Raw genomic sequence first — 18,494 nt, 5'->3', positions numbered from 1 at the left:
AAAGCTTGCCGTGTCCAGCGATAAATACTTCGTCTATGTATTTCTTCACTGTCCAAGGCTCGTGCATCCACCAAACAGGCATCTGCCAAATCACGGCATCCATCCACAAGAATTTTTCGATTTCTGCTTCAACATCATAGCCCGCATTAATCACGGTTTCTTGTACATTGTGTCCAAGTGCGGTCAAAACTTCTTTCGCTTTTTTGTGAAGCGTATGGTTCAACTCACCATGCGAATGACCAAACTCTTTTCTACCGTCTAGTAATAAAATATTCATCTTTTTGCCCCTAAAATAAATAATTATAAAAATGGGGCTATCATTATGCCTTTTTACTGCATCTTTATCACTGTAAGTTTAGATTCTTTAAAAGGTTATGTAGGAACTGGACAGCAGGTGGGAAAAACTGAAATTGGGCTTCCTGGTTCTAAAGAAAGGGTGAACTTCAATAAAAATATCGGTATTTATATCGATCCTGTTACAGGAAATCAAACCCCAACAACTATGGGGATTATTCATTATAGTAAAAATGGATATCATGTAGTTCCGGCTAAACCAAAGGAATAATAGTCTATGAATAATGACATTATAAGATTAAGAATTGTTACCCAAAATGCCTTGATAGGTAAAATTACCAAAGAGGTTAGAGGTGTTTATGTAAGAATCAATGAAAATTGTATAAGTATTTATATCGTTATTGATGGAGATATCTCTACCTATTGGAATGAAGAGATTTATGAAATTGGTACAGATATTATTTCTAATTTTGGTGAGGATTATACTATTGATGAGAATTTAGTTAGGATTGATTACCCTAAATATTTATCTTTTGATAATCATATATGTGTATATAAGCGCCGTGAAAAATATGAATAAGATTGGAACTATTTATTTATGACAAGGATTTAAAAAGAATTAAGGATTAATAATGTTTGGTATTTTCTTTAAAGATAAAGGTACATCTTTTGATAATGGATATGGGATGCATATTTTGGCTTCAATCTCTTTAGGTGAATATGTAGAAGAATTACATATTCCAATAGACTATTGGGGTATTGAAGAATATAAAAATAGCTGGGCTACATCTATAGCTGATGGGATAGAAAAAAAGCAACATTCAGTACTTATTACATCTATGCATGAGCCAGAATCTTTAAATTTTATTTCTACATGGATTATTTATTATGATGGGGAAATTTCTTATAAAAGTGCATTCACCTACCAATAGACGCAAGTCATTTTGTAGTAATTTTGGTGCGCCACCCAAATATCCTTGCCCCGAACTGCGATTATTTGCCGAATTTTATGCATACTGTTCAACAACTCCCTGAAAATGCCCTTACTACGCGTTTGAATTTTTTCCGCCAATACGGTCAACTTGAGACTTTTGCAAAGGTCTCGGCCTTTTTGTCGATATTGGCGTGAAGAAATGGTTTAGATGAATGTTTTTCTGTCTGATACGCAAAATTATCATGGAGCAGAAAAAGGATAAACGGGAGATTATGCTAAAATATTGTCAACAATTTTCTGATTCCACATGATATGGAATCAGCGTTTGACACACATAGACAAGAGGATTTTATGAAATTTCTAGACCGTGAGGCGACCATTGCCAAACTAGGCTTTAATCGTTGGCTGGTACCGCCTGCCGCTTTGGCCGTGCATCTTGCCATCGGGCAGATATACGCTTATTCCGTGTTCAATGCGCCGCTGACCAAGCTTATCGGTATCACTGAGTCGGCTGCAGGAGATTGGAAGCTGACCACGGTGGGTTGGATTTTCAGTATTGCCTTGGCGATGTTGGGCGCGTCAGCGGCCATGTTCGGTACATGGATGGAACGCGTTGGGCCGCGTAAGGCAATGTTTGTTGCCGCCTGCTGCTTTAGCTTGGGCTTTTTTGTGTCGGCGATCGGCGTTCATACGCACAATCTGTTTTTGCTTTATTTGGGCAATGGTGTGATTGGCGGTGTTGGCTTGGGCTTGGGCTATATCGGGCCTGTATCGACTTTGATGAAATGGTTTCCCGATAAACCAGGCATGGCTACAGGTTTGGCGATTATGGGTTTTGGCGGCGGCGCGATGTTGGCCTCACCTTTGTCGGTATCGCTGATGAGTTTTTTCTCCAGTGAAACTTCGGTTGGCGTAGCGCAGACTTTTGTGGTTTTAGGGTTGTTTTATTTGGTGTTGATGATGTTTGGCGCGTTTACCATCCGCATACCTGCCGATGGCTGGAAACCTAAAGGTTATGTTACGCCGAAAATCAAAAGAAAATTGGTCAGCAGTAATCACGTCAATGTTTCCGAAGCCATGAAGACACCACAATTTTGGCTCTTGTTTTGGGTGTTGTGTTTGAATGTAACGGCCGGTATTGGTGTGTTGGGACAGGCTTCCGTCATGATTCAGGAGCTGTTTTCTGAAACTTCTGTCGGTAAACAGGCTGCCATTGGCGCGGGTGCGGCGGCAGGTTTTGTGAGTCTGTTGAGCCTGTTTAATATGGGCGGCCGTTTTTTGTGGTCCAGCGTGTCCGACAAAATTGGCCGTAAAAATACTTATACTATTTTCTTTGTACTCGGCTCGCTGTTGTATTTTGCCATTCCGTCTATTGGCGATAGCGGTAACAAGGCTTTGTTTGTTATTGGTTTCTGCGTCATCATTTCCATGTATGGCGGCGGTTTTGCAGCGATTCCAGCGTATCTGAAGGATTTGTTCGGTACTTATCAAGTCGGTGCAATCCACGGCAGGATTTTGCTGGCATGGTCAACTGCGGCCGTTATTGGCCCGGTGTTGGTTAACTATATCCGCCAAAGTCAAATTGAAAGCGGTGTTCCGGCTGCTGAAGCTTATAGCATTACCATGTATATTATGGCGGGTTTGTTGATTGTCGGTTTACTGTGTAATTTGAGTGTCCGTTCGGTTCATGAAAAGCATCACGAAAAAGACATTAAGGTCGCGGCACATAGTGGTAACCCCGATGATGAAACCGCTGTATCCGATGCTTATCTGATCAGCAAGAAAGTATCAGCAGGTGGTATCGGCGTATGGTGGCGCTGGGCTTTGGTTTGCATTCCTTTGGGCTATGGCGTCATTATGGTGTTTGTTAAAGCCTTAAGTTTGTTTAATTGATTACTGAAAATTAGAGGCCGTCTGAAAGTTTCAGACGGCCTTTAAAAATATTAAGCAACTAATCTTTCGATACGCTGATGGTATGTTTGATGTGTTTTAAATTCGCAACGATGGTAAAAGTCATCATCACCAATAAAGCCCATGAGCTCCATTTGCTGATGTGTACTGATGCCCACGCGCCGATTTGGTTGGGATAGCGCCAAACGCCGAATAAAGTTCCTAAATTTTCCGCCAGCCAAATGAAAAATCCAATCAGGACAAAAGCGAGCAGGAGCGGCATTTTGCGAGTGGTGTCATAGGGCGTGTACAAGACTGTCGTCCGGGCGTATAGGCCGAGGGCAAAGGCTGCGAGATACCAGCGATAGTCGCCGATATAGTGATGGGTGAAAAAATTGATATAAATCGCCAGCGCGCACAAAGTGCCCAACCAATATGGCGGATGGCTTTTGATTTTGAGGTCAAACAGCCGCCATGCTTGGATAATATAGCTGCCGACCGCGGCATACATAAAGCCCGCAAACAGCGGTATGCCGCCGATTTTGGTATATGCTTCTTCCGGATAGCTCCAGGATTGGATACCGCCTGATGTCTTGAACCACTCTAAAGCAAAGCCGACCAAGTGAAACAACGTAATCGATTTTACTTCATCCCAAGTTTCCAGCTTGAAATACAGCATGGCTGCTTGCACGGAGACGGCAAAAATCAGCAGGAGGTCATAGCGCGAAATTCCCAGCCAACCTGTTTTCGGAATAAGAAACATGGCAATGAAAAACAAGCCTGCAAATAAGCAGGCTCGTGCTTCTTTCAAACCAAAAAACCAAAATTCAACGATAAAGCGTCGCCAACCATGCAAATCTTTGCGTTTGGGATGCTCAGTCAGCCAAGTATCCAGTTTGCCCAACATATTTTCAGACGGCCTCTTTATCTTGAAAATGTTTTAGGCAGATTGAATCGGAATGATACGGTTTTGCTTACGTTTTGCACCACCTTCGCAGTAGTTGGTTTTGACATAATCTTCAACGATTTGTAAAAACTCGGCAGCGATATTATCGCCTTTGAGGGTAACTTTCCGTTCGCCGTCTACATAAACCGGCGCAACCGGAGTTTCGCCTGTACCGGGCAGGCTGATACCGATGTCGGCAAGCTTGCTTTCACCCGGACCATTTACCACGCACCCCATTACGGCGACGTTCAATGATTCAACGCCTGGATACTTAGTGCGCCAAATAGTCATTTTTTGGCGTAAATAGTTTTGTACGTCTTGAGCCAACTCTTGGAATACGGTACTGGTGGTACGGCCGCAACCCGGGCAGGCTGTAACCATTGGTGTAAAGGAGCGCAAGCCCATGGTTTGCAGGATTTCCTGACCGACAATGACTTCTTGTGTACGCGGGGAGCCAGGTTCGGGCGTAAGGGAAATTCGAATGGTGTCGCCGATACCTTCTTGCAACAATACGGCCAAAGCTGCGGTGGAAGCCACAATGCCCTTGCTGCCCATGCCAGCCTCAGTCAGACCGAGATGGAGTGGGTAACGGCAACGGCTGCCTAATTCGCGGTAAACCTGAATCAAGTCTTGTACGGCGCTGACCTTGCACGACAAAATGATTTTGTCTTCGGGCAAGCCCAAAGCCACGGCTTTTTCTGCCGATTCCAGCGCCGAAACAATCAAAGCCTCTTTCATGATTTCTTCAGGCGGCTTCGGTGTAGCAGAAGCTAGGTTGGCATCCATCATACGTTTGGCAAGGCTTTGATCAAGCGAACCCCAGTTCACACCGATGCGTACGGCTTTATTGTTTTCTGCGGCAGTACGAATCATAAAGGCAAATTTTTCATCGCCTTTTGCACCTTTGCCGACATTGCCAGGGTTGATGCGGTATTTAGACAGGGCCTTGCCGCACTCAGGAAATTCGGCCAATAAGCGTTCGCCATTAAAATGGAAATCACCAATCAAAGGCGTGGTGTAGCCCATATCGTCTAAGCGGCTGCGGATTTCGGCTACTTTGGAAGCCGCTTCCGGAGTATTGACCGTGATGCGAACCATTTCCGAGCCGGCATCGCTCAACTCTTTGACCTGTCGGGCGGTTGCTTCTGCATCTGCGGTATCGGTATTGGTCATAGATTGCACAACAACGGGCGCATCCGAACCGACGATGAGGTGGTCAATTTTGACTTGATGTGTCTGACGGCGTTTAGGTGTGGTCATTTTAGTTTTTTCCTGCAACAAAAGAGGCGGATTTTTCACCGGTAACACGGTATTTCAAAGGTTCGATAGGTGTGCCGCCGTAATTGGCTTCCGAGCCGGCTGCAATACCGATCCAAACATTGTAGGGCGCGCCGCCTCTCAGACGTTGTTCGCTTCCGGCCGGAACAATACGGCTGAATACTACTTTTCCATCTTTGTCTGCAATAATCAGATTGCTTCGGTATTGGACTTTAATCCAAAGTTCGTCTTTCTCAACTTTGACGGCAGGTTTCTCTTCTTGTACGGCAGCGGAAGCTGCTGAGGCTGCTTGATCATTGGCCACTTCAGGCTTATTGGTGATTTCTTTTTTGCCGTCTTCCGTCATTTCGCTAACGGCAACATTATCCGTTTTTAAGGCAGGCGTTTTCATCGTATCAGCAACATCTTTGCTGTTTTGAATATTTGCCTGCTCGTTTTCAAAACTGGATTTGCTTTGCCAAAAGTAAACACTGCCTATTGCTAAAGCCAATGCGGCTACTCCCAATATCCATTTTGGGAAGCCTTGCTTTTCAGTGTCTTTGTAGCTTAAGCCTGTGTTGGCACTGCGTGTTACCGCGTATACATGGTCTTCAAGTTGCGGAGTAATGGAGAGTAAATGTTTGGCGATGGTTTGTTCATCGATTTTCAGAAATCGTGCATATGAGCGCAGATAGCCTGAAACAAAGACTAAACCGGGAAAGCCTGAGTATTCCCCTTTTTCCAAAGCATCAATTTGTTCGGCAGACAGTTTCAAACGTGAGGCGACATCTTGAATATCGATTTTGGCATCAGTTCTGTGTTTGCGTAATTCATCCCCCAATGTTTTGGCGGCTTGTGTGTCGTAGTTGATTTTATCGTTATTTTCCATTTAGTGGCCTGTTGTGACAGTTTGCAGTTCGTCTGAATAAGGGAAGTTTGCCCTAAGTTGGGCTTCGTATTCGTATGCGGCGTGTTTATTGCCCAAGGCAGTGGCCAAGCGCCAGCCTAAAAGTAAATCGTCAGCCTGCAGGACATCGACTTTACTTTGGTATTGGCGGAAATAATAGTCGGCATCGTTCAGATTGCCTGCCATCATTTTGGTTCGGGCAAGCTCTTTGAAAGCAGGGAAGAATTGTGGATTGGCCGCCAAAGACCTTTCCAAATAGGCTTGAGCCAAAGAGTATTGGCCTAACCTTGCGCTGCAAATACCTTTATTCATATTAGCAATAAAGGGGCTCGGGTAGGTCGGGTCGGCCAGTGCCTTATCAAAATAAGCCATAGATTCTGCAGGTGCATTCATTTGATTGCATAAGAACCAACCGTAATTGTTGTTAACTTCAGCACTATCCGGTTTTAAAGATAATGCTTTAAGAAAGCTTTCTTGAGCTTTATCGCGGACTTTCAGATACTGATAAATTTCAGCGCGTACCAACCAAGCAATATCGTTTTTTGAATTGAATTTAAGCGCCTCTTCGATACTTTCGGTAGCTTGGCGGTAGTTTTGGCCGCGCATATATTCTACGGCAAGCTGGGTTTTGATATTGGAAACCTGAATGGCACGTTCTTTGGGGCTTGGTCCGGAAGAGGATGCGCAGGCAGAAAGAGTCAGTGTGGTAAGTAAAGCGAATCCGAACTTGATTTTCATAATTAACCTTATTGTTCGACCAAAATTTGTTGCCATTTTTGTTGGCGGCGTGTTTTATCTTGTACTTGTCCGGCCAGTTGTCCGCAAGCGGCATCGATATCGTCGCCTCGGGTTTTGCGGACAGTAACGACAAAGCCGGCTTGTTGCAGAATATCGCGGAAGACACGGATATTTTCATTGGTAGAACGTTCGTAGCCGGAATTTGGGAAAGGATTGAACGGAATTAGATTGAATTTGCATGGTACGTCTTTAACCAATTCAATCAATTCGCGCGCATGTTGCGCTTTATCGTTGATACCGTCGAGCATAACGTATTCAAAGGTAATAAAGTCGCGAGGGGCTTTGACCAGATAACGTTGACAGGCCGCCATCAATTCTTTAAGCGGGTATTTTTTGTTGAGGGGAACAATCTGATCGCGCACTTCATCGTTGGATGCGTGTAAAGATACAGCCAAAGCAACAGGCATTGCATCACGCAGTCTATCCATTTGTGGAACCATACCCGAAGTGGAAACGGTCACGCGACGGCGGCTCAAGCCGTAGCCATGATCATCCAACATAATGCTCAAAGCAGTAACAACATTGTCAAAGTTTGCCATAGGCTCGCCCATACCCATCATCACCACGTTGGAGATAACGCGTTCGTTTTTAGGGGTAACACCCATGGCTTTATTGGCCCACCAAAGCTGACCGATAATTTCAGCGGCAGTCAGGTTGCGGTTGAAACCTTGTCGACCGGTAGAGCAGAAGGTGCATTCCAATGCACAACCTACTTGGGAAGAGATGCACAAAGTACCGCGTTCAGCTTCGGGAATGAAAACGGTTTCTACACCGTTGCCCGTGCCGACATCCAGCAACCATTTGCGTGTACCGTCCGTAGATTCTTGTGCCATCATTAATTTAGGCACTTCGATTGTGGCTTGTTCATTCAGTTTGGCGCGCAATGATTTGGCCAAGTCAGTCATTTCTTCAAAGTTTTGTGCACCCACTTGATGCATCCAACGCATTACCTGCTTGGCTCGAAAAGGCTTTTCACCCATTTCGGCAAAGTGTTGCGTCAGTCCGTTTAAATCGTAATTCAGTAGATTGGTTTTCATGTATTTTTATGTTTCTCAGTAAAGCTTTTAAAGCAAAGGGGCTTATTGGGCAGCTTTGCTTTAAAAGCCTTTATGTTTTCAGACGGCCTTTAATTTGTAGGACATACAAAGCAGTTTTGCCGTCCGATATGAATCGGACGGCCGTAGAGCGGCTACAGGCTTTTACTCTTAGCGAGGGCAGATTTCGCTTTGGCTGAAGAAGTAAGCAATTTCAATTGCAGCATTTTCAACGCTGTCAGAACCATGTACGGCATTAACACTGACAGATTCTGCAAAGTCGGCACGGATTGTGCCCGGAGCTGCATCGGCTGGGTTGGTTGCGCCCATCAATTCACGATTTTTGGCAACGGCGTTTTCACCTTCCAATACTTGAATCATAACAGGATTGCGAGTCATGAATTTAACCAAGTCTTCATAAAAAGGGCGGTCTTTGTGTACAGCATAAAACTCTTTTGCTTCACGCTCAGAGAGATGTTTCATTTTCGCCGCAATAATGCGCAAGCCGTTTTCTTCAAAGCGGCTGTAAATCTTGCCGATGACGTTTTTTCTACTGCATCGGGTTTGATGATGGAAATCGTACGTTCGATGGCCATGTTATGTCCTTGTTTTTATTAATAGGTAAGTTGCCGTAGCCAAGAGGCGAGGGAAGTGTATTCTACCAAATTTCGCCTCTTTTTGGGAAAGGCATTATTTGCTTAAAGTCAGGTGTGGTTGTTCCAAATAGACTTCGGATTGCATTTCGATCATACGGCTGGCTGTACGGGTAAATTCCTCGGCGAAATCGCCTTCGACATAAATATCGTTTACGCCAACTGCACTGGTGGCGCACAATTTCACACGGAAATCATATAAAACGTCAATTAACCATGTCAGACGGCGTGCTTCTGCTTTTTCTTGCGAGGTTAGACGTTCTAATCCTGAAAGGAAAACCATCTCATAATGTTCGGCCAAGTACAGGTAGTCAGCTTGTGAACGCGGGCCAAAACATAATGCGCGAAAATCAAACCAGATGGCGTGTTCTGACTGGGCTTTATGAGGAATTTCCCGTCCATGAATAATGCTAATGCCTGGGTTTAATTCAGAGATTCCGCTCATTTCCTTAAATAAAGCAGCCAGTTTTTGCTCATTTTCTTCATTATTGGGGACAAAGAAAATTTCGGCAGGACGCAGCGTACGCAAGCGGTAATCTTCGCCGCCATCCACATTTAAAACGGTCAGGTTGGACTCGATAAGGGCGATGGTTGGGAGAAAGCTGCTGCGGTTTTGGCCTTGAGGATAGAGTTCGGATGGGGCGTAGTTGGAAGTGGCTACCAAGACTACACCTTCACTCAACAGGTTTTCCAGTAAACGGCCCAAAATCATGGCATCGGCAATATCGCTGACGTGGAACTCGTCAAAACATAATACGCGCGTTTCTTTGGCAATTTCTGTTGCAACGGCTTTTAAGGGATTGGCTTCGCTTTTCAGGACTTTAAGGCGTTGATGGATTTCGGCCATGAAGGCATGGAAATGCACGCGACGCTTACGACGATAAGGGAGGCAGCCGAAAAAAGCATCCATCAAAAAGCTTTTACCGCGTCCTACGCCGCCATAAAAATAGAGTCCTTTAGGTACTTGGGGGGAACGCAAGCTACGGCCGAGAAAACGGTTGCGTTTGCGTTTGAACATCATCAGCTCGGTCCATAAACGATCCAAATATTCAATGGCTCGCGCTTGGGCTTCATCGCGGATGAAGTTGGGCTGCTCAGCTGCAGCTTGATACCAAGTCAATGGGCTGTGGTTTTCAAATGGAGGTGGTGTGAATAGTTGGTCTCTATTGCTCATGTGTAACCTTTATTATGCTTTACTGGCGATAGTTGAAACATCATTCGCAATAGTTTGGACGGTAGTTGGAATGATGTTTTCATTACAGAATAGTCGGTCTATTATAAATGATTTCAGACGGCCTGAGTTTTTTGTAAAAGCATTGTAGTAGATATAGTTGAAATAGTGTGCGATTAAGGTATGCGTGAAAAGAGCCGGCTTTGGTATTTCTTGTGAAAACAAAAAAAACGCCGCATTTCTGCGGCGTTTTGCTACTAAGTATTAATGAGCACTTTCTTGCAATGCCAAGTCTACACGCTCACGCAACTCTTTACCCGGTTTGAAGTGAGGAACATGCTTTTCTGGCACTTCCACGCGTTCGCCGGTTTTTGGGTTGCGCCCGATACGGGCAGGGCGGTGGTTCAAGTCGAAGCTGCCGAAGCCGCGGATTTCGATACGTTGTCCACGAGCCAGTGAACGGGTCATGGTATCAACCAAGACTTTTACACTGTATTCGACATCTTTAGCCAGCAGTTGGTTGCCATTTTTTTCGGCAAACACTTCTGCAAGGCGAACCATCAATTCAGACTTCGTCATGTCTGCAACCTTATTCTTGGTCGCCGGACAGTTTGGCTTTCAGCAAGTCGCCCAAGCTGGTAGTACCGGCATTGGCAGTTGCAGCGGCGTTAACTGAATTCAGCGCTTCGCGGTTTTCTTTAGCGTCTTTCGCTTTAACAGACAGACGGATGCTGCGGTTTTTGCGGTCAACGGTAACGATAACGGCTTCAACTTCGTCGCCTTCTTTCAGTTTGGTAGTCAGGTCTTCAACGCGGTCAGCAGCGAATTCAGAAGCAGGCAGGTAGCCTTCAACTTCTTCAGACAGAGCGACTACGGCACCTTTGGCGTCAACAGATTTCACAGAACCTTTAACCAAAGAACCTTTGTCGTTTACGCTGATGAAGTTGCCGAACGGATCACCTTCCAGTTGTTTGATACCCAAAGAGATGCGTTCTTTTTCAACATCGATTGCCAATACAACAGCTTCAACTTCTTCGCCTTTTTTGTATTTGCGTACAGCTTCTTCGCCGGCTTCAGTCCAAGACAGGTCAGACAAGTGAACTAGACCGTCGATGCCGCCAGGCAGGCCTACGAATACGCCGAAGTCAGTGATAGATTTAACTGCGCCGGAGATTTTGTCGCCTTTATTGTGGTTGGCGGCAAACTCTTCCCAAGGGTTAGCTTGGCATTGTTTCATACCCAAAGAGATACGGCGGCGGTCTTCGTCGATTTCCAGGATCATTACTTCAACTTCGTCACCCAGTTGAACAACTTTGCTTGGGTGTACGTTTTTGTTGGTCCAATCCATTTCGGAAACGTGTACCAAACCTTCGATGCCTTGTTCGATTTCAACGAACGCACCGTAGTCGGTCAGGTTGGATACTTTACCGAACAGGCGGGTACCTTGTGGGTAACGACGGGTCAGGCCGCTCCAAGGATCTTCGCCCAGTTGTTTCATACCCAGAGAAACGCGTTGTTTGTCTTGGTCGAATTTCAGGACTTTAGCTTCTACTTCTTGACCAACTTCCAAAACTTCGCTTGGGTGTTTCACACGGCGCCATGCCAAGTCGGTGATGTGCAACAGACCGTCGATGCCGCCCAAGTCAACGAATGCACCGTAGTCGGTGATATTTTTAACGATACCTTTGATAACTGAACCTTCTTGCAGGTTTTCCAGCAAGGCTTTGCGTTCTTCGCCCAAAGTGGCTTCCAGAACAGCGCGGCGGGACACAACAACGTTGTTGCGTTTTTTGTCCAGTTTGATCACTTTGAATTCAATTTCTTTGCCTTCGAAGTGAGAAGTGTCTTTTACAGGACGTACGTCAACCAAAGAACCCGGCAGGAATGCACGGATGCTGTTGATCATAACAGTCAGACCACCTTTGACTTTGCCATTGATAACGCCGGACAGGATGTCGCCGTTTTCCATAGCTTCTTCCAAAGCGATCCAGTCGGCAGCACGTTTGGCTTTTTCGCGGGACAGTTTGGTTTCGCCGAAGCCGTTTTCAACAGATTCGATGGTAACGGTAACGAAATCGCCAACTTTAACTTCAATCTCGCCCTGAGCGTTTTTGAATTCAGCAACATCAATCAGAGATTCTGATTTCAGACCTGCGTTAACGGTAACGAAGTTTTGATCGATGCCGACTACTTCGGCAGTAATCACTTCACCTGGGTTCATCTCTTGCAGGGTAAAGCTTTCTTCCAGCAGCTGGGCAAAATTTTCCATAGTCATATATACTCTTTTCGGTACACCGCCAAGGGGTGCGGGTTAGGTTTGAAATGACCTGCCGTCCTTGGCGCGGCAGGTTGGGAAATGTTTTCAGACGGCCTTGTTATAGGGTTAACAGGCCGTCTGAAATGAAAACTTCGCGATTATACTCCAAATTTTAAACTTTATGATACCAATCAAGCACTTTTTTTACAGCTTCTTCGATAGAAAGGTTATCAGTATCTAAAAGCAGGGCATCGGGCAGCTGTTTCAACGGAGCAACAGGGCGGCGGCGGTCTGCTTCGTCGCGCGCTTCAATGTCCGACAAAATACGCTCGAATGCAACGCCTTCGCATGGGATACCGAGTTGTTTGGCACGACGTTGGGCGCGGACATTGGCACTTGCGGTCAGGAAAATTTTTAATGCGGCATCAGGGAAAATAACCGAGCCGATATCGCGGCCGTCGGCGACCAAGCCTTTTTCGGTTAGGAAGTCGCGTTGGCGTTGCAAAAGGGCGGTACGCACTTTAGGCAACTGTGCGACGGCAGATGCGCCCATGCCAATCGCTTCGGTACGGATTTGCTCGGATACATCTTCGCCGTTCAATAATACGACGCTGCCTTCAAATTGTACGGGTAAAGTTTCTGCCAGTGTGCTGACGACATCTTCATCTGTCCAGGCAACATTTTGTTTTTGTGCGTAAAGTGCAGTCAGGCGGTAAAGCGCACCGGAGTCGAGGTAAAGAAAACCCAAGGCTTCGGCTACGCGTGAGGCAACCGTCCCTTTACCGGATGCGCTGGGGCCGTCGATGGCGATGACTTTTTGCTTGAGGCTCATGTGTTCTCCTGAATGCGATAGGTATTTGAATTAACCGTTTATTATACGTTGCTTTGGCTGTCTGAAAACGAAAATTTTCGTGGGATTTAGATTTGAGGGGAAAGCGGCTCGGCCTTATCGGGTATAATGGCCAAAATCATAATTTAACCGTTTTATCTGATTGTTCGGGCCGTCTGAAATAACGGGTCGGGAACGGTCTTAGAATTTAGAAACATTATGTTACAAACCGATAATCTTACTTCTGCACAACCTCAGCGCATTATCACTGCTCAAAATATTTCCGCTCAGGAAGAATTGCTTGAACGCGCTTTACGTCCGAAAACTTTAGACGACTATATCGGGCAGGATAAAGCAAAAGAGCAGTTGGCCATTTTTATTCAGGCGGCGAAAAAACGTGGCGAAGCGCTTGACCACACTTTGCTGTTTGGCCCTCCGGGTTTGGGTAAAACTACTTTGGCACACATTATCGCCAAAGAGTTAGGCGTTAATTTGCGTCAAACCAGCGGCCCGGTTTTGGAACGTGCCGGCGACCTTGCAGCCTTGTTGACCAACCTCGAGCCTCATGATGTGCTGTTTATTGATGAAATCCACCGTTTAAGCCCCGTGGTTGAAGAAATCCTTTATCCTGCGCTTGAAGATTATCAGTTGGACATCATGATAGGCGAAGGACCGGCCGCGCGTTCGGTCAAAATAGATTTGCCGCCGTTTACATTGGTAGGCGCGACGACCCGCGCCGGTATGCTGACCAATCCTTTGCGCGACCGTTTCGGTATCGTATCCCGATTAGAGTTTTATCAGAATAAAGATTTAGCGACTATTGTTGCCCGTTCTGCTCAACTATTGCAGTTGGATATGGGCGACGAGGGCGCGATGGAAGTGGCCAAGCGCAGCCGCGGTACGCCGCGTATTGCCAACCGCCTTTTGCGACGTGTGCGTGATTATGCCGATGTGAAAAACAACGGTATCATTGATGCAGAAATTGCTGATGCGGCTTTGAGTATGCTGGACGTGGACGGTCAGGGTTTGGATGTGATGGACAGAAAATTCCTTGAGGCGATTCTGCACAAATTCAGCGGCGGTCCAGTCGGTTTGGAAAACGTGGCTGCTGCGATTGGCGAATCAACCGATACCATCGAAGATGTGATTGAACCATATCTGATTCAGCAGGGCTTTTTGCAGCGTACACCGCGCGGACGCGTAGCAACCGAACGAGCCTATCTGCATTTTGACTTGAAGGTTCAAGAATAATAATGAAGGCCGTCTGAAAACCGCTTTCAGACGGCCTGATACTTTCAATTTCATATGATTGTCGGTAAATATCTGCCGATAATCGGTTAAAATGTCCCCCTTTTCTTTTTTGAAGTTTCCCCATGAATATCTTATCCGTAGAAAATGCTTCTTTTGCCGTCGGCCATGTTGCCTTGCTCGACAAAACTTCTTTTCAACTCGACAGCGGCGAGAAAATCGGTTTAATCGGTCGTAATGGCGCGGGTAAGTCTTCGTTTTTAAAAATCCTTGCAGGCGTACAAAAGCTCGATGATGGGCAGATTATTGTTCAAAACAACCTTAAAATCGTTTATGTACCGCAGGAATCCTTTTTTGATAAGGACGCAACCGTATTTGATACCGTTGCTGAAGGTTTGGGCGAAATTCGCGATTTATTGCGCCGTTATCATCATGTCAGCCATGAGTTGGAAAATGGTTCGAGTGAGGCTTTGTTGAAAGAACTCAATGAATTTCAACTTGAAATCGAAGCGAAGGACGGCTGGAAGCTGGATGCGGCAGTCAAGCAGACTTTGGGGGAACTGGGTTTACCGGAAAACGAAAAAATCGGCAACCTCTCCGGCGGTCAGAAAAAGCGCGTCGCCTTGGCGCAGGCTTGGGTGCAAAAGCCCGACGTATTGCTGCTGGACGAACCGACCAACCATTTGGATATCGACGCGATTATCTGGCTGGAAAACCTGCTCAAAGCGTTTGAAGGCAGCTTGGTTGTGATTACCCACGACCGCCGTTTTTTGGACAACATCGCCACGCGCATCGTCGAACTAGACCGCGGCATTCTGCGCTCCTATCCCGGCTCGTTCTCCAAATACAGCGAGAAAAAAGCGCAAGAGTTGGTAGTGGAAGCGGAACATAACCGCTTGTTTGATAAATTCCATGCTCAGGAAGAAGCATGGATACGCAAAGGCATCGAAGCGCGCCGCACCCGCAACGAAGGCCGCGTGCGCCGTTTGGAAGAATTGCGCCGCCAGCGTGCCGAGCGCCGCAATGTACAAGGGCAGGTCAACTTCAAGCTCGACAGCGGCGAGAAAAGCGGCAAAATCATCGCTGAATTGGAACACGCCTCGTTTGCCTACGGTGACAAAGTCATCATGGACAAATTCTCCGCCATTTTGCAGCGCGGCGACAAAATCGGCTTAATCGGTCCAAACGGTATCGGTAAAACCACCTTCCTCAAGCTGATTTTGGGCGAATTGCAGCCGACCTACGGCAGAATCCGCATCGGCAGCAAGCAGGAAGTTGCCTATTTTGACCAGTTCCGCAGCGCGTTGAATGAAAACGACACCGTGTTTTACACGCTCGGACAGGGCAATGATTACGTTGAAGTCGGCGGTAAGAAAAAGCATGTGATGAGCTATTTGGAAGATTTCCTGTTCCATCCAGCCCGCGCACAAAGTCCTGTTTCATCGCTCTCCGGCGGCGAACGCAACCGCCTTTTGCTGGCAAAACTCTTTACCCGTCCTGCCAATATTTTGGTCTTGGACGAACCGACCAATGACTTGGACATCGACACCCAAGAGCTGCTCGAAGATTTGCTGCGTGATTATCAAGGCACGGTATTCCTTTGTCTCGCATGACCGTATGTTCTTGGATAACGTGATTACCCAAAGCATTGTTTTTGAAGGACAAGGCCGTCTGAAAGAATACATCGGCGGCTATCAGGACTATATTGACGCAAAATCGCGGGAAGATAAAATTCAGACGGCCTCTGCGCCTAAAGCGGCTGCCGAGCCTGAAAAAGTCAAACCCAAAGCCAACCGCACGGTCAAACTTTCCTACAAAGAACAGCGCGAACTCGACGCCCTGCCTGATGAAATCGCCGCTTTGGAAACCGAACAGGCTGAAATCAATACCCAGCTTTCCGATCCTGAAATTTTCAAAGATTACGAAAAAGCAGGTGCATTGCAAAGCAGGGCTGAAGAAATTGAAATGCTGCTTTTGGAAAAGCTGGAACGCTGGGAATGGCTGGAAGCGAAACAAAATGGCGAAGCGGTTTAAATTAGGAATTTTGTCCCAAAGTAGGGCAGATATTTTTCTAAATCATGCCGTCTGAATCCCGAATATTCAAAAAAAAGGTCTACAACCAACATGAAAAAAGTCGAGAAAAACGTATTGGTGCTGCATAGCGCTAAGGAAATGTTTGAGCTGGTGGACAAAGTTGAGGACTATCCAAGATTTTTACCATGGTACAGCAAGACCGAAGTCATCGAACGCAAAGACAATGAGCTAAAAGCGCGCCTGTTTATGGACTATATGCGCGTCAAGCAGTCGTTTGCGACGCACAACCACAATATACCGGGGCAGGAAATCCGCATAGATTTGCTCGAAGGGCCGTTTAAAACCCTGCGCGGCACTTGGAAATTTATTGATTTGGGCGATGATATGTGCAAAGTTGAATTCAGATTAGAATACGATTTCTCCAATGCCGTACTTTCTGCCATGATTTCCCCGGTGTTCGGCCATCTTGCCGGTACGCTGGTGGATGCTTTTATTAAAGAGGCCGACCACCGCTATGCTTGAGATTGAAATTGTTTACGGGCTGGCCGATAGGCAAGTGTTGAAGAGCATGACCGTTGCCGAAGGTACAACCATACGCGAAGCTGCCCTGCAAAGCGGTTTGGAGGTGGAATTCCCAGAGTTGGATTTACAGCAAGCGCCTTTGGGTATTTTCGGCAAGGCTGTGAAAGACGAAACTGTGTTGCGCGATGGCGATCGGATTGAGGTCTATCGTCCATTGTTGATTGATCCGAAAGAAGCGCGACGTAAACGCGCCGGGCAAGAATAAATCGAAGGCCGTCTGAAACTTTTTCAGACGGCCTGTCAAACTGAAAGAACAGTAATGAGCTTGAAAATTAAATTAATCGTCGGTTTGGGTAATCCAGGCCAAGAATACGAACAAACGCGCCACAATGTCGGCTTTTGGCTGTTGGACGAACTGGCATGGAAATGGAAAGTCAATTTTAAAGATGAGAAGAAATTTTACGGTGAAGTAGCGCGCGCCACTACGCCGGATGGCGATGTTTGGCTGCTCAAACCCATGACCTTTATGAACCGCTCCGGTCAGGCAGTAGCCGCTTTGGCTCAGTTTTACAAGATTAAACCGGAGGAAATCTTGGTGGTTCATGACGAGCTGGATATTCCATGCGGCCGTATCAAATTCAAACTTGGCGGCGGCAACGGCGGACACAACGGCCTCAAAGACATTCAGGCTCGTTTGGGTACGCCTAATTTCTACCGTCTACGCTTAGGTATTGATCATCCTGGCGACCGTAATCTGGTTGTCGGTTATGTGTTGAATAAACCGTCAGCAGAACACAGACAGCAAATTGATGACTCCATTGCTAAATCCCTGCAAGGATTGCCGGCCGTGTTGAATGGCGAATGGGAAGAGGCAACACGTTTTTTACACAGTAAGTAAGCGTGCCCAAATCAAACGGGTAGCCTTGCACATCATGTTCAGACGGCCTGAAAATAGATGGCGCAGTCTGGCTAGCGATAAACCAATTAAAGAAACAGTAAATATGAATGAACTGACCAGCCTTATGCAGACCGAAGCCCCAGGCATTGTTGGCGAAACATTAGACTTCTGCCTTTACGAATGCAGTATTGAAGATGCCCCGGATGCAGAAGAAGTGGCACAATGGCGTGATATTTTGGAGGCGCGGGGTGGGAAATTTGTCCGCTTGGCAGATATCTGCCAAACATGGTTGGATGAAGAGGCCGACAAATGAAAGCCTTACCATTAAACAAATTTACTGCCGCTGCTTGTATTTGGTTTGCCGCCGCCATTTATGCCTTACTTTTCAAAGAGGGCGGCAATAGCGCTCCCCCATTTCCCCATTTTGATAAAGTCGGCCATTTCGGACTGTTTTTCGGACAGGCATGGCTGTGCGCAAAAATATTTATTCAAGACAATAGGACTATTCCCTATAAAGGCATTCTGTTTGCTGCTTTATTGTTTGCAGTAGGCAGCGAGCTGGCTCAAGCATTTCTGACTACTACGCGCCAAGGTTCGATTGCAGACGGTATTGCCGATATGGCAGGTACGGCTGCGGCGCTGTGGTTTGCAGAAAAAGTTAAAGCAGCAAAAAGTTAGACATATTTAAAGAAGTTAAAAGGCCGAGACCTTTGCAAAATAGCCCTTTCCTCAACAGCCGAAGCCCAAAACAGGATTTCGGCTGTTTTCGTTTCAAATATCCACCGATTCTACTCAAATATCCCCTTAATCTCCCTTGGATAC

20 protein-coding genes and 2 pseudogenes are annotated in these 18,494 nt (G+C 46.3%); 11 read left to right on the top strand and 11 right to left on the bottom strand.

What is annotated here, in order from left to right; translation table 11 throughout:
• A partial coding sequence (locus tag TW89_RS04360) for an NAD(P)H-dependent oxidoreductase (protein ID WP_225522176.1) occupies nt 1-277 on the bottom strand: 277 nt, incomplete at its 3' end.
• 45 nt (nt 278-322) lie between these two features.
• Between TW89_RS04360 and TW89_RS04355 the strand changes: the two genes are divergently transcribed.
• The 4 genes from TW89_RS04355 to TW89_RS04340 all read left to right on the top strand — a co-directional run bounded on the left by TW89_RS04355 (nt 323) and on the right by TW89_RS04340 (nt 3,121).
• Nucleotides 323-565 (top strand): polymorphic toxin type 50 domain-containing protein, encoded by a 243-nt coding sequence (locus tag TW89_RS04355; protein WP_004519793.1) that lies wholly within the window; start codon nt 323-325, stop codon nt 563-565.
• 6 nt (nt 566-571) lie between these two features.
• Complete coding sequence (locus TW89_RS04350) at nt 572-874, top strand: hypothetical protein (protein WP_128580662.1); 303 nt, start codon at nt 572-574, stop codon at nt 872-874.
• A gap of 52 nt (nt 875-926) precedes the next feature.
• Entirely contained in the window at nt 927-1,226 is a 300-nt protein-coding gene (locus TW89_RS04345; protein ID WP_004519791.1) for a hypothetical protein, read from the top strand.
• A gap of 353 nt (nt 1,227-1,579) precedes the next feature.
• Nucleotides 1,580-3,121 (top strand): L-lactate MFS transporter, encoded by a 1,542-nt coding sequence (locus TW89_RS04340; protein WP_128580661.1) that lies wholly within the window; start codon nt 1,580-1,582, stop codon nt 3,119-3,121.
• 58 nt (nt 3,122-3,179) lie between these two features.
• Here the strand turns inward: TW89_RS04340 and TW89_RS04335 are convergent, their stop codons facing one another.
• The 10 genes and pseudogenes from TW89_RS04335 to cmk all read right to left on the bottom strand — a co-directional run bounded on the left by TW89_RS04335 (nt 3,180) and on the right by cmk (nt 12,973).
• Nucleotides 3,180-4,025, bottom strand: coding sequence for a DUF817 domain-containing protein (locus TW89_RS04335; RefSeq protein ID WP_128580660.1), 846 nt, complete (start codon nt 4,023-4,025; stop codon nt 3,180-3,182).
• A gap of 33 nt (nt 4,026-4,058) precedes the next feature.
• Entirely contained in the window at nt 4,059-5,324 is a 1,266-nt protein-coding gene (gene ispG / locus TW89_RS04330; protein WP_128580659.1) for a flavodoxin-dependent (E)-4-hydroxy-3-methylbut-2-enyl-diphosphate synthase, read from the bottom strand.
• Nucleotide 5,325: 1 nt separating this feature from the next.
• The gene (locus TW89_RS04325) at nt 5,326-6,210 is read right to left on the bottom strand and encodes a helix-turn-helix domain-containing protein (protein ID WP_128580658.1); all 885 of its coding nucleotides are present in this window, start codon (nt 6,208-6,210) and stop codon (nt 5,326-5,328) included.
• Nucleotides 6,211-6,966 carry a type IV pilus biogenesis/stability protein PilW gene (pilW, locus tag TW89_RS04320; protein ID WP_128580657.1) on the bottom strand — a complete coding sequence of 252 codons (756 nt, stop codon included), beginning with the start codon at nt 6,964-6,966 and terminating at the stop codon, nt 6,211-6,213.
• Between the two features lie 8 nt (nt 6,967-6,974).
• Nucleotides 6,975-8,063 carry a 23S rRNA (adenine(2503)-C(2))-methyltransferase RlmN gene (gene rlmN / locus TW89_RS04315; protein WP_128580656.1) on the bottom strand — a complete coding sequence of 363 codons (1,089 nt, stop codon included), beginning with the start codon at nt 8,061-8,063 and terminating at the stop codon, nt 6,975-6,977.
• Nucleotides 8,064-8,231: 168 nt separating this feature from the next.
• A pseudogene (gene ndk / locus TW89_RS04310) lies at nt 8,232-8,656 on the bottom strand (nucleoside-diphosphate kinase).
• 94 nt (nt 8,657-8,750) lie between these two features.
• Nucleotides 8,751-9,887, bottom strand: coding sequence for a cell division protein ZapE (zapE, locus tag TW89_RS04305; RefSeq protein WP_128580655.1), 1,137 nt, complete (start codon nt 9,885-9,887; stop codon nt 8,751-8,753).
• 261 nt (nt 9,888-10,148) lie between these two features.
• Nucleotides 10,149-10,463, bottom strand: coding sequence for an integration host factor subunit beta (locus tag TW89_RS04295; protein ID WP_003678992.1), 315 nt, complete (start codon nt 10,461-10,463; stop codon nt 10,149-10,151).
• A gap of 10 nt (nt 10,464-10,473) precedes the next feature.
• Nucleotides 10,474-12,159: a 30S ribosomal protein S1 gene (gene rpsA / locus TW89_RS04290; RefSeq protein ID WP_003678994.1), complete on the bottom strand. Its 1,686-nt coding sequence runs from the start codon at nt 12,157-12,159 to the stop codon at nt 10,474-10,476.
• Nucleotides 12,160-12,313: 154 nt separating this feature from the next.
• The gene (gene cmk / locus TW89_RS04285) at nt 12,314-12,973 is read right to left on the bottom strand and encodes a (d)CMP kinase (RefSeq protein WP_128580653.1); all 660 of its coding nucleotides are present in this window, start codon (nt 12,971-12,973) and stop codon (nt 12,314-12,316) included.
• 216 nt (nt 12,974-13,189) lie between these two features.
• Here cmk and ruvB point away from each other — a divergent pair, with 216 nt between their 5' ends.
• The 7 genes and pseudogenes from ruvB to TW89_RS04250 all read left to right on the top strand — a co-directional run bounded on the left by ruvB (nt 13,190) and on the right by TW89_RS04250 (nt 18,350).
• Nucleotides 13,190-14,221 carry a Holliday junction branch migration DNA helicase RuvB gene (ruvB, locus tag TW89_RS04280; RefSeq protein WP_128580652.1) on the top strand — a complete coding sequence of 344 codons (1,032 nt, stop codon included), beginning with the start codon at nt 13,190-13,192 and terminating at the stop codon, nt 14,219-14,221.
• 122 nt (nt 14,222-14,343) lie between these two features.
• A pseudogene (locus TW89_RS04275) lies at nt 14,344-16,252 on the top strand (ATP-binding cassette domain-containing protein).
• 90 nt (nt 16,253-16,342) lie between these two features.
• Nucleotides 16,343-16,774 carry a type II toxin-antitoxin system RatA family toxin gene (locus TW89_RS04270; RefSeq protein ID WP_128580651.1) on the top strand — a complete coding sequence of 144 codons (432 nt, stop codon included), beginning with the start codon at nt 16,343-16,345 and terminating at the stop codon, nt 16,772-16,774.
• Nucleotides 16,767-17,039, top strand: a complete 273-nt coding sequence (locus TW89_RS04265; protein ID WP_128580650.1) for an RnfH family protein — start codon at nt 16,767-16,769, stop codon at nt 17,037-17,039. Before TW89_RS04270 ends, TW89_RS04265 begins: the two co-directional genes overlap by 8 nt.
• Nucleotides 17,040-17,093: 54 nt before the next feature.
• Nucleotides 17,094-17,672 (top strand): aminoacyl-tRNA hydrolase, encoded by a 579-nt coding sequence (pth, locus tag TW89_RS04260; protein WP_003683307.1) that lies wholly within the window; start codon nt 17,094-17,096, stop codon nt 17,670-17,672.
• A 103-nt stretch (nt 17,673-17,775) separates the two neighbouring features.
• Entirely contained in the window at nt 17,776-17,985 is a 210-nt protein-coding gene (locus TW89_RS04255) for a dioxygenase (RefSeq protein WP_128580649.1), read from the top strand.
• Complete coding sequence (locus TW89_RS04250; protein ID WP_128580648.1) at nt 17,982-18,350, top strand: VanZ family protein; 369 nt, start codon at nt 17,982-17,984, stop codon at nt 18,348-18,350. The genes TW89_RS04255 and TW89_RS04250 overlap by 4 nt, the downstream gene beginning before the upstream one ends.
• Nucleotides 18,351-18,494: the final 144 nt, after the last annotated feature.

It is taken from the genome of Neisseria flavescens (genome assembly GCF_001618065.1).
Lineage (GTDB): Bacteria > Pseudomonadota > Gammaproteobacteria > Burkholderiales > Neisseriaceae > Neisseria > Neisseria flavescens_A.
This window is presented reverse-complemented; position numbering and strand designations above follow the sequence as displayed.

Coding starts and splice junctions, on each gene's coding strand:
- TW89_RS04350 (WP_128580662.1), top strand. CDS start 572: ATGAATAATGACATTATAAGATTAAGAATTGTTACCCAAAATGCCTTG.
- rlmN (WP_128580656.1), bottom strand. CDS start 8,063: ATGAAAACCAATCTACTGAATTACGATTTAAACGGACTGACGCAACAC.
- zapE (WP_128580655.1), bottom strand. CDS start 9,887: ATGAGCAATAGAGACCAACTATTCACACCACCTCCATTTGAAAACCAC.
- ispG (WP_128580659.1), bottom strand. CDS start 5,324: ATGACCACACCTAAACGCCGTCAGACACATCAAGTCAAAATTGACCAC.
- cmk (WP_128580653.1), bottom strand. CDS start 12,973: ATGAGCCTCAAGCAAAAAGTCATCGCCATCGACGGCCCCAGCGCATCC.
- rpsA (WP_003678994.1), bottom strand. CDS start 12,159: ATGACTATGGAAAATTTTGCCCAGCTGCTGGAAGAAAGCTTTACCCTG.
- TW89_RS04270 (WP_128580651.1), top strand. CDS start 16,343: ATGAAAAAAGTCGAGAAAAACGTATTGGTGCTGCATAGCGCTAAGGAA.
- pilW (WP_128580657.1), bottom strand. CDS start 6,966: ATGAAAATCAAGTTCGGATTCGCTTTACTTACCACACTGACTCTTTCT.
- pth (WP_003683307.1), top strand. CDS start 17,094: ATGAGCTTGAAAATTAAATTAATCGTCGGTTTGGGTAATCCAGGCCAA.
- TW89_RS04355 (WP_004519793.1), top strand. CDS start 323: ATGCCTTTTTACTGCATCTTTATCACTGTAAGTTTAGATTCTTTAAAA.
- TW89_RS04265 (WP_128580650.1), top strand. CDS start 16,767: ATGCTTGAGATTGAAATTGTTTACGGGCTGGCCGATAGGCAAGTGTTG.
- TW89_RS04345 (WP_004519791.1), top strand. CDS start 927: ATGTTTGGTATTTTCTTTAAAGATAAAGGTACATCTTTTGATAATGGA.
- TW89_RS04335 (WP_128580660.1), bottom strand. CDS start 4,025: ATGTTGGGCAAACTGGATACTTGGCTGACTGAGCATCCCAAACGCAAA.
- TW89_RS04340 (WP_128580661.1), top strand. CDS start 1,580: ATGAAATTTCTAGACCGTGAGGCGACCATTGCCAAACTAGGCTTTAAT.
- TW89_RS04325 (WP_128580658.1), bottom strand. CDS start 6,210: ATGGAAAATAACGATAAAATCAACTACGACACACAAGCCGCCAAAACA.
- TW89_RS04295 (WP_003678992.1), bottom strand. CDS start 10,463: ATGACGAAGTCTGAATTGATGGTTCGCCTTGCAGAAGTGTTTGCCGAA.
- ruvB (WP_128580652.1), top strand. CDS start 13,190: ATGTTACAAACCGATAATCTTACTTCTGCACAACCTCAGCGCATTATC.
- TW89_RS04250 (WP_128580648.1), top strand. CDS start 17,982: ATGAAAGCCTTACCATTAAACAAATTTACTGCCGCTGCTTGTATTTGG.
- TW89_RS04255 (WP_128580649.1), top strand. CDS start 17,776: ATGAATGAACTGACCAGCCTTATGCAGACCGAAGCCCCAGGCATTGTT.